12 protein-coding genes are annotated in these 14,587 nt (G+C 65.2%); 1 reads left to right on the top strand and 11 read right to left on the bottom strand.

Annotation, left to right across the window (positions count from 1 at the left end):
• Positions 1 to 17 precede the first annotated feature (17 nt).
• From pstB to LMA02_RS06060, 8 genes are all read right to left on the bottom strand, one after another.
• Positions 18 to 866: a phosphate ABC transporter ATP-binding protein PstB gene (pstB, locus tag LMA02_RS06095; protein WP_228907280.1), complete on the bottom strand. Its 849-nt coding sequence runs from the start codon at positions 864 to 866 to the stop codon at positions 18 to 20.
• Positions 867 to 881: 15 nt separating this feature from the next.
• Positions 882 to 1,775, bottom strand: coding sequence for a phosphate ABC transporter permease PstA (gene pstA / locus LMA02_RS06090; protein ID WP_228907279.1), 894 nt, complete (start codon positions 1,773 to 1,775; stop codon positions 882 to 884).
• Positions 1,772 to 2,758: a phosphate ABC transporter permease PstC gene (gene pstC, locus LMA02_RS06085; protein WP_228907278.1), complete on the bottom strand. Its 987-nt coding sequence runs from the start codon at positions 2,756 to 2,758 to the stop codon at positions 1,772 to 1,774. The genes pstA and pstC overlap by 4 nt, the downstream gene beginning before the upstream one ends.
• A gap of 94 nt (positions 2,759 to 2,852) precedes the next feature.
• Positions 2,853 to 3,887, bottom strand: coding sequence for a phosphate ABC transporter substrate-binding protein PstS (pstS, locus tag LMA02_RS06080; RefSeq protein ID WP_228907277.1), 1,035 nt, complete (start codon positions 3,885 to 3,887; stop codon positions 2,853 to 2,855).
• 460 nt (positions 3,888 to 4,347) lie between these two features.
• Positions 4,348 to 5,703 (bottom strand): phosphoglucosamine mutase, encoded by a 1,356-nt coding sequence (glmM, locus tag LMA02_RS06075; RefSeq protein WP_228907276.1) that lies wholly within the window; start codon positions 5,701 to 5,703, stop codon positions 4,348 to 4,350.
• A gap of 36 nt (positions 5,704 to 5,739) precedes the next feature.
• Complete coding sequence (gene folP / locus LMA02_RS06070) at positions 5,740 to 6,681, bottom strand: dihydropteroate synthase (RefSeq protein ID WP_228907275.1); 942 nt, start codon at positions 6,679 to 6,681, stop codon at positions 5,740 to 5,742.
• A gap of 28 nt (positions 6,682 to 6,709) precedes the next feature.
• Complete coding sequence (gene ftsH, locus LMA02_RS06065) at positions 6,710 to 8,605, bottom strand: ATP-dependent zinc metalloprotease FtsH (protein WP_006758678.1); 1,896 nt, start codon at positions 8,603 to 8,605, stop codon at positions 6,710 to 6,712.
• A gap of 166 nt (positions 8,606 to 8,771) precedes the next feature.
• Positions 8,772 to 9,434, bottom strand: coding sequence for an RlmE family RNA methyltransferase (locus tag LMA02_RS06060; protein WP_228907274.1), 663 nt, complete (start codon positions 9,432 to 9,434; stop codon positions 8,772 to 8,774).
• A gap of 193 nt (positions 9,435 to 9,627) precedes the next feature.
• On the opposite strand from LMA02_RS06060, the gene LMA02_RS06055 reads away from it, so the two are divergent.
• Positions 9,628 to 10,155, top strand: a complete 528-nt coding sequence (locus tag LMA02_RS06055) for a YhbY family RNA-binding protein (RefSeq protein WP_228907273.1) — start codon at positions 9,628 to 9,630, stop codon at positions 10,153 to 10,155.
• 58 nt (positions 10,156 to 10,213) lie between these two features.
• Here LMA02_RS06055 and LMA02_RS06050 read toward each other — a convergent pair whose 3' ends face one another.
• The 3 genes from LMA02_RS06050 to carB form a co-directional block, all read right to left on the bottom strand.
• Positions 10,214 to 10,672 carry a DUF4149 domain-containing protein gene (locus LMA02_RS06050; RefSeq protein WP_059523468.1) on the bottom strand — a complete coding sequence of 153 codons (459 nt, stop codon included), beginning with the start codon at positions 10,670 to 10,672 and terminating at the stop codon, positions 10,214 to 10,216.
• A 14-nt stretch (positions 10,673 to 10,686) separates the two neighbouring features.
• On the bottom strand, positions 10,687 to 11,163 hold the full coding sequence (gene greA / locus LMA02_RS06045; protein ID WP_006750301.1) for a transcription elongation factor GreA: 477 nt from the start codon (positions 11,161 to 11,163) through the stop codon (positions 10,687 to 10,689).
• Between the two features lie 118 nt (positions 11,164 to 11,281).
• Positions 11,282 to 14,536, bottom strand: coding sequence for a carbamoyl-phosphate synthase large subunit (gene carB / locus LMA02_RS06040; RefSeq protein ID WP_006750300.1), 3,255 nt, complete (start codon positions 14,534 to 14,536; stop codon positions 11,282 to 11,284).
• Between the last annotated feature and the right edge of the window lie 51 nt (positions 14,537 to 14,587).

Raw genomic sequence — 14,587 nt, 5'->3', positions numbered from 1 at the left:
GTTGTTGTTCTCCGTCATCAGCCGAAACGGCCAGTGATGTAGTCTTCCGTTTCCTTGCGCACCGGCTTGATGAAGATCTTTTCGGTTTCGCCGAATTCGATCAGCTCGCCCAGGTACATGTAGGCCGTGAAGTCCGAGCAGCGCGCGGCCTGCTGCATGTTGTGCGTGACGATCACGACCGTGTAGTCGCTCTTCAGCTCCGCGATCAGCTCCTCGATGCGGCCCGTCGAGATCGGGTCGAGCGCCGAGCACGGCTCGTCGAGCAGCAGCACTTCCGGACGGATCGCGATGCCGCGCGCGATGCACAGACGCTGCTGCTGGCCGCCGGACAGCCCGTAGCCGCTCTGGCCCAGCTTGTCCTTCACTTCGTTCCACAGCGCGGCCTTCGACAGCGCCCATTCGACGCGGTCGTCCATCTCCGAGCGCGTGAGCTTTTCGAACATCTTCACGCCGAACGCGATGTTGTCGTAGATCGACATCGGGAACGGGGTCGGCTTCTGGAACACCATGCCGATCCGCGCGCGCAGCAGCGAGATGTCGCGCTTGGTGGTCAGCAGGTTCTCGCCGTCCATCAGGATTTCGCCTTCGGCGCGCTGCTCCGGATAGAGCGCGTACATCTTGTTGAACGTGCGCAGGAGCGTCGACTTGCCGCAGCCCGACGGGCCGATGAACGCCGTCACCTTCCCTTCGGGAATGCGCAGGTTGATGTTCTTCAGCGCGTGGAACTTGTTGTAGAAAAAGTTGAGGTTGTTGACCTCGATCTTCGCGTTCAGCGGCGCCAGCGGACTGCCATGCACCGCGTCGTGCGTGCCGGCGGGCGCAGCGGTGCGCTCGACGGAATTCAGGTGGCTTTCTGCCATATTCATCGGATCGCTCCGCCGTTACTTTTGCGAGAAGATCGAGCGCGCCAGGACGTTGAGTCCGAGCACCCCGAGCGTAATCAGGAACACGCCCGCCCATGCGAGCGACTGCCATTCGGCGAACGGGCTCATCGCGAACTTGTAGATCGTGACGGGCAGGTTCGCCATCGGCTGGCTCATGTCCCACGAGAAGAACTGGTTCGACAGCGCCGTGAACAATAGCGGCGCCGTTTCGCCGGCGATCCGCGCGATCGCGAGCAGCACGCCCGTCACGATCCCGCCGACCGACGCGCGCAGCGTGATCTTCAGCACCATGCGCCACTTCGGCGTGCCGAGCGCGACGGCCGCTTCACGCAGTGCGTTCGGCACGAGCTTCAGCATGTTCTCGGTCGTGCGGATCACGATCGGAATCTGCAGCAGCGCGAGCGCAATCACGCCCGCCCAGCCCGAAAAGCGCCCCGACTTCGCGACGACGATCGCGTACACGAACAGGCCGATGACGATCGACGGCGCCGACAGCAGGATGTCGTTGATGAAGCGGATCGTGCTCGCGAGCAGGTTCTTCTGGCCGTATTCGGCGAGATAGACGCCCGCGAGGATGCCGATCGGCGTGCCGACCAGCGTGCCGAAACCGCACAGCAGCAGACTGCCGACGATCGCGTTCGCCAGACCGCCGCCTTCCGTGTTCGGCGCCGGCGTCGATTCGGTGAACAACTGCAGCGACAGGCCGCCGACGCCGAGGTGCACGGTCGTGTAGACAATCCACACGAGCCACAGCAGGCCGAATGCCATCGCGCCGAGCGACGCGGTGAGCGCGATCGCGTTGGTGACCTTGCGCCTGCGTTGCAGGCGGTTGCGCATCGCGTCGAGCGCGGCGCCGTTCGGCCCGGGGAAATTCATGATGGGCTCGCTCATTTCTTGCCCTCTCCCTTCTCGAGACGAAGCAGCAGCAGTTTGGAGACGGACAGCACGATGAACGTGATCACGAACAGGATCAGGCCCAGCTCCATCAGCGCGGACGTATGCAGGCCCGGTTGCGCTTCCGCGAATTCGTTCGCGAGCGCCGACGTGATGCTGTTGCCCGGCGCGAACAGCGACACGCTGTCGAGCAGGTTCGTGTTGCCGATCACGAAGGTCACGGCCATCGTTTCGCCGAGCGCGCGGCCAAGGCCGAGCATCACGCCGCCGATCACGCCGGTCTTCGTATAGGGCAGCACGACCTTCCACATCACTTCCCACGTCGTGCAGCCGATCCCGTACGCCGATTCCTTCAGCAGCACGGGCGTGACTTCGAACACGTCGCGCATCACCGACGCGATGTACGGGATGATCATGATCGCGAGGATCACGCCGGCCGCGAGGATGCCGATGCCGATCGGCGCGCCGGCCGTCAGCGGACCGAGCACCCACACGTCCTTGAAGACGCGGCCGATCGGCTTCTGGAAGTATTCGGCGAAGATCGGCGCGAACACGAGCAGGCCCCACATGCCGTACACGATCGACGGAATCGCGGCGAGCAGCTCGATCGCGATGCCGAGCGGGCGGCGCAGCCACACGGGCGACAGCTCGGTGAGGAACAGCGCGATGCCGAAGCTGACCGGCACCGCGATCACGAGAGCGATGATCGACGTCACGAGCGTGCCGTAGATCGGCACGAGTGCGCCGTAGACATCCGAGTTCGGATCCCACTCGGATTGAAACAGGAAGCCGAGGCCGAACTTCTGGATGGTCGGCAGCGACGCAATGATCAGGGAAACGATGATCCCGCCCAGCAGCAGCAGGGTCACGATCGCGGCAAGCCGTGCGAGGCCGCCGAACAGAACGTCGCCGAGACGGCTCGGCGCGCGTTGCGACGCGGCGTCGGCGGACCGGGAGGACGTGTAGGAAATTTCAGACATGGGTGCCTGTTCTGGATCGCCGGGCGCCGTGACGCCCGGCCTTACCGCACACACTGCCCGACCGGCACGGCCGGGCAGTGAACCGCTGCAATGCTTACTCCGCGGCGACCGGCTTGCCCGATGCGTCCGTGACCTTCGTCTTCCACTGCTTGCGGATTTCCGCCTCGACTGCCGGCGGCAGCGAGATGTAGTCGAGGCTGTCAGCCGCCTTCTCGCCGTTCTTGAATGCCCAGCTGAAGAACTTCAGCGTTTCGGCGCCCTGCTCCGGCTTGTCCTGCTTCGCGTGCAGCAGCACGAACGTCGCGCCGACGACCGGCCATGCTTCCTTGCCCGGCTGGTTCGTCAGGATCTGGTAGAACGACTTCGACCAGTTCGCGCCGGCCGCAGCGGCCTTGAACGTTTCCGTCTTCGGCTCGACCACCGTGCCCGTCGAATTCTTCAGCGCGGTGTAGATCATGTTGTTCTTCTTCGCGTACGCCCACTCGACGTAGCCGACTGCGCCCGGCAGGCGCTGCACGAAGGCCGCGACGCCGTCGTTGCCCTTGCCGCCCGTGCCCGTCGGCCAGTTGACCGTCGTGCCTTCGCCGACCTTCGACTTCCACTCGTCGTTCACCTTGGACAGGTAGTTCGTCCAGATGAAGCTCGTGCCCGAGCCGTCAGCGCGGCGAACGACCGCGATGTCCGTGTCCGGCAGCTTGACCTTCGGGTTCAGTGCGGCGATCGCCGGATCGTTCCACTTCTTGATCTTGCCGAGGTAGATGTCGCCGAGCACCGGGCCCGACAGCGTCAGTTCACCGGCCTTCACGCCCGGCACGTTGATGACCGGCACCACGCCGCCGACCACCGTCGGGAACTGGAACAGGCCTTCCTTCGCGAGCTCTTCATCCTTCAGCGGAGCGTCCGAACCGGCAAAATCGACCGTCTTCGCGTTGATCTGCTTCAGACCGCCCGACGAACCGATACCCTGGTAGTTCACCTTCGCGCCGCCGGACTGCTGGTAGTCGGCAGCCCATTTCGTATAGATCGGCATGGCGAACGTGCTACCTGCGCCCGTGATGTCGGCAGCGTGCGCGGCAACGGCGAAAAACGCGCCAGCCAGGCCGGCAATCGCGGTTTGCATCAATTTCATGAGACCTCCAGTGTGTGAGCGGATGACTACGGCACCGCGAAGGTTAGGGGCTCCTCATGACGTTAATGTGACAATCGATGAAACTGGCGTGACAGTAACATGACTGGTTGAAAGGGTGTAGCCGGCCTTGTGCGAGGGGCCGCGGAGGCAACGCGCGGCGGGGATGACGGCAAGAATTGCCGGTCAGGCAGGGACAGCATGGGCACCGTTTTGACCGGGGTGCGCATGCGATCATGTCGCGGCGAAAACAGGTGGCCATGCCCTTTCCTGCATGCCGCTGCGACTCAGGGTCGGATGATTTCTTCTGTCAGATGAAATCCGCGTCGAAGCCCCTTCTATTTAAGAGCGCAAACCTTTGCGTCTGATGAATTGCGGCGCCCGAAGGCGCCGCAGGTCGACTCATCGCAGTGGCAGACGCGCACTCGGCCGGAGGAGCGTCGCGCGCCGTCGCCGGTTCGGCTCAGCTCGTCGCCATCCGCACCGCGTCGGCGATCGCTTCCGCGTGGCGGGTCGCGTCGGCCGCATGCTGCGCCTCGACCATCACGCGCAGCACGGGCTCGGTGCCCGACGCGCGGATCAACACGCGGCCGCTGCCGGCGAGCGCGCTTTCGGCTGCGTCGATCGCCGTGCGAATCGATGCGCTGCCCTTCCAGTCCGCGCCCGGCTTCATCCGCACATTGATCAGCTTCTGCGGGAACAGCGTGACGCCGTCCAGCATCTGCGCGAGCGTGCGGTCGCTGCGCTTGAGCGCGGCGAGCACGAGCAGCGCAGACACGATGCCGTCGCCGGTCGAATGGCGGTCGAGCGACAGGATGTGGCCCGAGCCTTCCGCGCCGAGCTGCCAGCCGCGTTCGCGCAGCTGCTCGAGCACGTAGCGATCACCGACCGCCGCGCGCACGAACGGCACGCCCTCGCGCTGCAACGCGACCTCGACCGCGAGGTTCGTCATCAGCGTGCCCACCGCGCCGTCGACCTTGCCGGCCGTCGCGATCCGGTCCTTCACGAGCACGTAGAGCAGCTCGTCGCCGTTGAACAGCCGGCCCGTCGAATCGACGACCTGCAGGCGGTCCGCGTCGCCGTCGAGCGCGATGCCGAGGTCCGCATGGTTCGCACGCACCGCGCGCACGAGTGCATCGGGCGCCGTCGCACCGACGCCATCGTTGATGTTGAAGCCGTTCGGCGCGACGCCGATCGGGATCACGTCCGCGCCGAGTTCGTGGAACACGTGTGGCGCGATCTGGTACGCGGCGCCGTGCGCGCAATCGATCACGAGCTTCAGCCCGCGCAGGTCGTATGCGGCCGGGAACGTGCTCTTGCAGAACTCGATGTAGCGGCCGGCCGCGTCTTCGAGGCGGCGCGCCTTGCCCAGCCGGTCCGACGATGCGCATTCGAGCGGCTTGTCGAGCCGCGCTTCGATCGCGGCTTCGGTATCGTCGGGCAGCTTGTTGCCGTCCGCGGAGAAGAACTTGATGCCGTTGTCCTGATACGGATTGTGCGATGCGCTGATCACGACGCCGGCCGACAGGCGCAGCGCGCGCGTCAGGTACGCGACGCCCGGCGTCGGCATCGGACCGGCCAGCATCACGTCCACGCCAGCTGCCGAGAAACCGGCCTCGAGTGCGGCCTCGAGCATGTAGCCCGACACGCGCGTGTCCTTGCCGATCAGCACCGTCGGACGCGCACCCGCCGCGACGTCGGCCGTGCCGGCCAGTACCTTGCCGGCCGCATAGCCGAGACGCAACACGAAATCAGGCGTGATGGGCGCCTCGCCTACCGTGCCGCGAATGCCGTCCGTGCCGAAATATCGACGTCCCATGGCGAATCTTCCTCCTTCGTCTTTCTGAGTTCTGACTTATCGTTGCCGCGCGGCTTCGCGCACGGCGTTCCAGACCTTCAGCGCGTCGACCGTCGCCGCGACGTCGTGCACGCGCACGATCGCGGCGCCGCGCCCGACTGCGCACAGCGCGGCCGCCACGCTCGCCGCGACGCGTTCCATCGGCGGCTTGTCGCCGATCACCGCGCCGAGCATCGACTTGCGCGACATGCCAGCGAGAATCGGGTACGCGCGCCCGTCGGGCCGCGCGGGCGCCGTGTCCGCCAATGCGGCCAGCAGCGCGTAGTTGTCGTCGACCACCGCCTTGCCGAACCCGAAGCCCGGATCGACGCAGATCCGCTCCGGCGCGATGCCCGCGTCGCGCAGCGCCTGCGCGCGCTCGGCGAGAAAGTCGCGCACGTCGGTCACGACGTCGCCGTAGTCGGGCTCGCCGACCTGCATCGTCTGCGGCTCGCCGAGCATGTGCATCGCGCACAGCCCGCTGTTGCCCTCGCGCACCGCGTCGATCGCACCCGGCTGGCGAAACCCCCAGATGTCGTTGATCAGGTCGGCGCCGGCCGCGAGCGCCGCGCGCATCACGGCCGGCTTGTAGGTGTCGATCGACAGCGGCACGTTCAGCGGCCGCAGCGCTTCGACGAGCGGGATCACGCGCGCGAGCTCCTCGTCGAGCGGCACGGGCGGCGCGCCGGGACGCGTCGACTCACCGCCGATGTCGATCAGGTCGACGCCTTCGGCGATCATCCGCTCGGCCTGGCGCAGCGCATCGTCGCGCGCGAGGAAGCGGCCGCCGTCGGAAAACGAATCGGGGGTCGCGTTGAGGATGCCCATCACGAGCGGGCGTTCGAACGTCAGCGAGAAACGGCCGCACTGGAGCGGCGCGGGAATGAACGCGGAAGCAGCGGAATCGGACACGGGCGGGAGGCGTTGATGAATGCAAAACGGGCCGGTGTGAAGCCACACCAGCCCGTGAACGGTGCTACAGCGGCGCTCAGGCCGGCGAAGCAGGCGCCGGCGCGTTGGCCGGCTTAACTTCGGCGGTCGTGCCGCCACCCGACGAGTCACCGCCGACAGCCGGCGAGCTCTTCGGCGAGCGCGGCGGACGCCCTTCCATGATGTCGTTGATCTGATCGGCGTCGATCGTTTCCCACTCCATCAGCGCGGCCGTCATCGCCTCGACCTTGTCGCGGTTCTCTTCGAGCAGGCGGCGCGCAAGGTTGTACTGTTCGTCGAGCACGCGACGGATTTCGCCGTCGACCTTCTGCTGCGTCGCTTCCGAGATCGTGCGCGTAAAGCCGCGACCGAACGGACCGTTGTCGCTCTCGTCGTCGACGTAGACCATCGGTCCGAGTGCGTCGGTCATGCCGAAACGGGCCACCATCGCGCGTGCCGTCTGCGTCGCCTTGTTGAAGTCGTCCGACGCGCCGGTGCTGATCAGGTTCAGGAACAGCTCCTCGGCCACGCGACCGCCGAACAGGATCGCCAGGCGATCGAGCAGGTAGTCCTTCGAGTACGTCTCGTTGTCATGCTCCGGCAGCTGCCACGTGACACCCAGCGCGCGACCGCGCGGGATGATCGTGACCTTGTGCACCGGGTCGGCCTTCGGCAGCAGCTTCGCGATCACCGCGTGGCCCGACTCGTGGTAAGCCGTCGCGCGCTTCGCTTCTTCGCGAATCACCGCCGACTTGCGCTCCGGACCCATGAAGATCTTGTCCTTCGCGTCCTCGAAATCCTGCATCTCGACGATGCGCTTGCCGCGACGTGCGGCGAACAGCGCCGCTTCGTTCACGAGGTTCGCGAGATCGGCGCCCGAGAAACCCGGCGTGCCGCGCGCGATGACCGCTGCATCGACGTCGTTCGCGATCGGCACCTTGCGCAGGTGCACGCGCATGATCTGCTCGCGGCCGCGGATGTCCGGCAGGCCGACATAGACCTGGCGGTCGAAACGGCCCGGACGCAGCAGCGCCTTGTCGAGCACGTCGGAACGGTTGGTCGCGGCGATCACGATCACGCCGGAGTTCGCCTCGAAGCCGTCCATCTCGACCAGCATCTGGTTCAGCGTCTGCTCGCGCTCGTCGTTGCCGCCGCCCATGCCGGCGCCGCGATGACGACCGACCGCGTCGATTTCGTCGATGAACACGATGCACGGTGCGTGCTTCTTCGCCTGCTCGAACATGTCGCGCACACGGGCCGCGCCGACACCGACGAACATTTCGACGAAGTCGGAACCCGAGATGCTGAAGAACGGCACCTTCGCTTCACCGGCGATCGCGCGGGCGAGCAGCGTCTTGCCGGTACCCGGAGGGCCGACGAGCAGCACGCCGCGCGGGATGCGCCCGCCCAGCTTCTGGAATTTCTGCGGATCGCGCAGGAAGTCGACGAGCTCGGACACTTCTTCCTTCGCTTCGTCGCAGCCCGCGACGTCGGAGAAGTTGACCGCGTTGTTGTTCTCGTCGATCAGCCGCGCGCGCGATTTCCCGAACGAGAATGCGCCGCCTTTGCCGCCCCCCTGCATCTGCCTCATCATGTAGAACCAGAACACGATGATCAGGATCGTCGGCCCGAGGTAATACAGCGCGGACATCAGCGCGTTCGGCTCGTCGTCGGCCTTGCCGCTGACCTGCACGCCATACTTCATCAGGTCGCCGACCATCCAGATGTCGCCGGGCGACACGATCTGGTATTTCTGGCCATCAGCCGGAGTGACGGTGAGGTTGCGCCCCTGCACGATGACGTTCTTGACCTTGCCGCTCTTGGCGTCGTCCATGAACTGCGAATAGGACACACCTTCCTGGACGCGGGGCTTGTCGAACTGCTTGAACACCGTAAACAGCACCAGTGCGATCACCAGCCACACTGCTGCCTTCGAAAACATATTGTTGTTCAAAGCACCACTCCTTCACTCGTAGACGAGCGCCTACATTTTCCTTGCGGCGCTCCTCGGTCATTCTAATCCAGTCCGACCACCCCTGCCATAAGCATTGACAACCGCCGCGATAGCGCTTCGCTTGTCTGGCAAGGGCCGGAGCCCGTTTGCGGCACCGCGCTCCGCGTCACCGCGGTTGCTTCAGCTGCCGGCCCAAAATGAACGTTTCGGACGATTTGTCGCGCGACGCCTTCGGCTTGCGGGGCGCGACCACCTTAAACTGCTGCTTGAACTTCTCGACGATCTGGCTGTAGCCGCTGCCGTGAAAGCATTTCACGAGCAGCGCACCATCCGGCTTCAGATGGTTCTGCGCGAATTCAAGCGCCAGATCGCACAGATGCTCGATGCGCGCCGCGTCCGCCGAGGCCACGCCGGAGAGGTTGGGGGCCATGTCCGAAATAACAAGGTCTACCATGCGACCTTCGAGCACATCCTCGAGCTGCCGGAGGACGTCGTCCTCGCGGAAGTCGCCCTGGATGAAGTGGACGTCGGCGATCGGCTCCATCGGCAGCAGGTCGAGCGCGATGATCGTGCCGTCGATGCCGCCTTCGCGTTGGGTGTCGCGCTTCTTGCCCTGCGCGAGCTTGTTGCGGGCATACTGGCTCCAGCTGCCCGGCGTCGCACCGAGATCGACGATGACCTGGCCCGGACGAATCAGCTTGTCCTGCTCGTCGATTTCCTTCAGTTTGTACGCGGCGCGCGCGCGATAGCCCTCCCGCTGCGCCATTTTGACGTACGGGTCGTTGATGTGGTCGTGCAGCCAGTGCTGGTTGAAGCGGTTTTTTGCCATTCGAGAGAGAGATTGCTGCTATTTGCTTCGTGAAGCCGTGCTTTTGGCGGATAATACGCGTCTTCTTCGCGCGGCTGCGGCCCCTTTTGAGGCCCAAGCCGCGATTTTACGTGGTTTCGGCGCGCGGCTGATGCGGTAACTTCCCGCGATTCGCTTCTGACGCAGCGCCCCTTATCTAGATTTCGACATTTCCATGCCCGCCCTTTCGCTTTCCCCCGCCGAGCGCTCCGCGCTGCGCTCCCAGGCCCATGCGCTCAAGCCCGTCGTGCTGATCGGCGCCGAAGGGCTCACCGACGCAGTGCTGAAGGAAATCAAGGTGCACCTCGCCGCGCACCAGCTGATCAAGATCCGTGTGTTCGGTGACGAGCGCGACGAGCGCGTCGCCATTTACGACGAGATCTGCGACCGCCTGAGCGCCGCGCCGATCCAGCACATCGGCAAGCTGCTGGTGATCTGGAAGCCCGAGGCCGCCGTGACGGCCCCGACCCGCGGCCGCCGTGCCGGCGCGCTGCCGAGCGCGGCCGAAGCCAGCGACGACAAGAAAGGCGGTGCACCGCGCACCGTCAAGGTCGTCAAGGTGTCGCCGAACGCGAGCCCCGTGCGTCGCCCGAAGCCGACCAAGGTCGTCGTGCGCGGCAACGAGCGCGTGACGGCGGGCGGTACGGTGAAGCGGGCGAAAAAGCGTCAAGCGAGCACGAAGCGGCCGCACCAGGGCAAGTAAGCCTGCCGGGCGGCACGGGGCATCCCGTGCCGCGCTGCCCGTGCGGCGCTCAGGCCGTTCAGGCGTCGCGCGCCGGCAGACGCCAGATCAGCATCAGCCCCAGCACGCTCTCGACGAGATAGAACAGGCTCGAGACGCCGTGCAGCATCCCGAAGCGGCTCGCATACGGTGAGTTCGCGATATCGGTGCCCGCTTCCATTGCGGCCACTCGCAGCGCGTTCATGAACGGCTGCAGCGCAAAATACCCGACCAGCACGCACGCGACCATCGCCGCGACGATCCAGCGCACGCGACGATAATCGCCGCTGCCGCGCCGCACCTGCTGATTCGACAACGCGAGCAGCAGCACGCCGCACACGACACCGAGGATCGCCTCGATGCGAAACAGCTGGGCGGCGACCGAACCGGCCGTCATCCGCTCCAGCGTCTTGAACAGCACGGGCGCGACCGCATACCCGATCGTCAGCAGGCTGCCGACCCACACGGCCGACAGCAGACGGAACACGCGATGCGGCATCACGTCGCCCGGCTTCAGATGTAGCTGACCGAGATGATTTCGTATTCGCGCACGCCGCTCGGCGCCTGCACGGCCGCGACGTCGCCTTCGGACTTGCCGATCAGCGCGCGTGCGATCGGCGAGCTGACCGAGATCAGGCCGTGATCGATATCGGCTTCGTCGTCGCCGACGATCTGATACTTGACGGTGTCGCCCGACTCGAGATCCTCGAGTTCGACCGTCGACGCGAAGACCACACGGCCCTCGGCATCGAGCACGGTGGGGTCGATGACCTGCGCGGCGGACAGCTTCGATTCGAGTTCCGCGATACGGCCCTCGATGAAGCCCTGCTTTTCCTTCGCTGCGTCGTATTCGGCGTTTTCGGACAGATCACCCTGTGCGCGGGCCTCCGCGATCGCGGTGATCACGGCCGGCCGCTCGACCGACTTGAGGCGCTGCAATTCATCGCGCAGTTGCTCTGCGCCACGCTTTGTCAACGGAATGGTGCTCATAAACGGCTCAATCGATAATAACGGCTATAAAAAAAATCACCGCGATTAAGCGCATTTCCGGTGAACCGGAAACACCGCTTAACCGCGGCACGTGTTGCTTCGACAGGAAACTGACTGCTTAGTTTAGGCGAGCGTGAAGACCTTGTAAATCATAGACTTCCAGATCCTTCAGGTAGCGCAAGCCTTCAACGGCCGCGCGCGCACCCGACATCGTCGTGTAGTACGTGACCTTGTGCGCCTGCGCGCTCATGCGAATCGAACGCGAATCGGCGATCGCCTGGCGCGTCTCGTCGACCGTCGTGAACACGAGCGCGATCTCGCCGTTCTTGATCATGTCGACGATGTGCGGACGGCCGTCCTTCACCTTGTTGACGACCTTCACCGGCACGCCGGCCGCTTCGATCGCGGCAGCCGTGCCCTTGGTCGCGACGATCGGGTAGCCGAGGTCGTGCAGCATGCGCGCGACTTCGACCGCCTTCGGCTTGTCGGCGTCCATCACGGTCAGCAGCACCGTGCCCGACTCCGGCAGGCGCGAACCGGCCGCGAGCTGCGACTTGAACAGCGCTTCGCCGAACGTCTGGCCGACACCCATCACTTCGCCGGTCGAACGCATTTCAGGCCCGAGGACCGGATCGACGGTCGGGAACTTGACGAACGGGAACACCGCTTCCTTCACGCTGAAGTACGGCGGCTCGACTTCCTTCGTCACGCCCTGCTGCGCGAGCTTCTGGCCGACCATCGCGCGCGCCGCGATCTTCGCGAGCGGCAGGCTGGTCGCCTTCGACACATACGGCACCGTGCGCGATGCACGCGGGTTCACTTCGAGCACGTAGATGATGTCCTGCTTCGAACCGTCCGCCTGCGGCACTTGCTGGATCGCGAACTGCACGTTCATCAGGCCGACCACGTTCAGCGCCTTCGCCATCGCGCCCGTCTGGCGCTTCAGCTCGGCCACGGTTTCCTTCGACAGCGAGTACGGCGGCAGCGAGCATGCCGAGTCGCCCGAGTGGACGCCTGCCTGCTCGATGTGCTCCATCACGCCGCCGATGAACACCGCTTCGCCGTCGCAGATGCAGTCGACGTCGCATTCGATCGCGTCGTTCAGGAAGCGGTCGAGCAGCACCGGCGAATCGTTCGACACCTTCACGGCCTCGCGCATGTAGCGCTCGAGGTCGCGCGGCTCGTGGACGATTTCCATCGCGCGGCCGCCCAGCACGTACGACGGGCGCACGACCAGCGGGTAGCCGATTTCGGCCGCCAGCGCGAGCGCTTCTTCTTCGGCGCGCGCGGTGCGGTTCGGCGGCTGGCGCAGGCCGAGGTCCTGCAGCAGCTTCTGGAAGCGTTCGCGGTCTTCGGCCGCATCGATCATGTCCGGCGACGTGCCGACGATCGGCACGCCGTGCGCCTCGAGGTCGAGCGCGAGCTTCAGCGGCGTCTGGCCGCCGTACTGGACGATCACGCCGACCGGCTTTTCCTTGTCGACGATCTCGAGCACGTCCTCGAGCGTCAGCGGCTCGAAGTACAGGCGGTCGGACGTGTCATAGTCGGTCGACACCGTTTCCGGGTTGCAGTTGACCATGATCGTTTCGTAGCCGTCCTCGCGCATCGCGAGGGCCGCGTGCACGCAGCAGTAGTCGAACTCGATGCCCTGGCCGATCCGGTTCGGGCCGCCGCCCAGCACCATGATCTTCTTGTTGGTGGTCGGCTGCGCCTCGCACTCTTCCTCGTAGGTCGAGTACATGTACGCGGTTTTCGTCGCGAACTCGGCCGCGCAGGTGTCGACGCGCTTGTAGACCGGGCGCACGTTCAGTTCCACGCGGCGCTTGCGGACGTCTTCCGGCGTCGCGCCGAGCAGCTTCGCGAGGCGGCGGTCGGAGAAGCCGCTCTGCTTCAGGAAGCGCAGCTCGTCGAACGTCAGCGACGCGAGCGTGCGGCCCGACAGCGCCTTCTCCTTCAGGATGATCTGCTCGATCTGCGCGAGGAACCACGGGTCGATCGCGGTTTCCGCGAAGATCTCTTCGGCCGTCATGCCGATACGGAATGCATCGCCGACGTACCAGATGCGATCCGGGCCCGGCTCGTGGATCTCGATCGCGATCTCGTCGCGGTCGGTCGACTTCTCGTCGAGACCGTCGACGCCGACTTCGAGGCCGCGCAGCGCCTTCTGGAACGATTCCTGGAACGTGCGGCCGATCGCCATCACTTCGCCGACCGACTTCATCTGCGTGGTCAGGCGCGAATCGGCTTCACGGAACTTCTCGAACGCGAAACGCGGAATCTTCGTGACGACGTAGTCGATCGTCGGCTCGAACGACGCCGGCGTCTGGCCGCCGGTGATTTCGTTCTTCAGCTCGTCGAGCGTGTAGCCGACTGCCAGCTTCGCCGCGACCTTTGCGATCGGGAAGCCGGTCGCCTTCGACGCGAGCGCCGACGAACGCGACACGCGCGGGTTCATCTCGATGACGACCATGCGGCCGTCCTTCGGGTTGATCGAGAACTGCACGTTCGAGCCGCCCGTGTCGACGCCGATCTCGCGCAGCACCGCGAGCGATGCGTTGCGCAGGATCTGGTATTCCTTGTCGGTGAGCGTCTGCGCCGGCGCGACCGTGATCGAGTCGCCGGTGTGCACGCCCATCGGGTCGAGGTTTTCGATCGAGCACACGATGATGCAGTTGTCGGCGCGGTCGCGCACGACTTCCATCTCGTATTCCTTCCAGCCGAGCAGCGATTCCTCGATCAGCAGTTCGCGCGTGGGCGACAGGTCGAGGCCGCGCTTGCAGATCTCTTCGAACTCTTCACGGTTGTACGCGATGCCGCCGCCCGAGCCGCCGAGCGTGAACGACGGACGGATCACGATCGGATAGCCGCTGCCGCCGGTGTACGCCATGATCTCGGCGTGCACCTGGGTTGCTTCTTCCATCGAGTGCGCGATGCCCGACTTCGCCGAGCCGAGACCGATCTTGGTCATCGCGTCCTTGAACTTCTGGCGGTCTTCCGCCTTGTCGATCGCTTCCGGCGACGCGCCGATCAGCTCGACGCCGAATTTCTCGAGCACGCCGTGGTGATGCAGGTCGAGCGCGCAGTTCAGCGCGGTCTGGCCGCCCATCGTCGGCAGGATCGCGTCCGGGCGCTCCTTCTCGATGATGCGCGCGACGACTTCCCACGTGATCGGCTCGATGTACGTGACGTCGGCCGTATTCGGGTCGGTCATGATCGTCGCCGGGTTGCTGTTCACGAGGACGACCTTGTAGCCCTCTTCACGCAGCGCCTTGCAAGCCTGCGCGCCCGAATAGTCGAACTCGCAAGCCTGGCCGATGATGATCGGGCCGGCGCCGATGATGAGGATGCTTTTGATGTCTGTGCGTTTTGGCATGGCTTGTGAATTCAGTAAGTAATCTTTGTCGTGGCGTTGTCGCGGGTCGGC

Source organism: Burkholderia sp. B21-005, from assembly GCF_020843965.1.
Taxonomy (GTDB): Bacteria; Pseudomonadota; Gammaproteobacteria; order Burkholderiales; family Burkholderiaceae; genus Burkholderia; species Burkholderia ambifaria.
The sequence above is the reverse complement of the archived record's forward strand: the minus strand, read 5'-3'. Positions and strand labels throughout refer to the sequence as shown.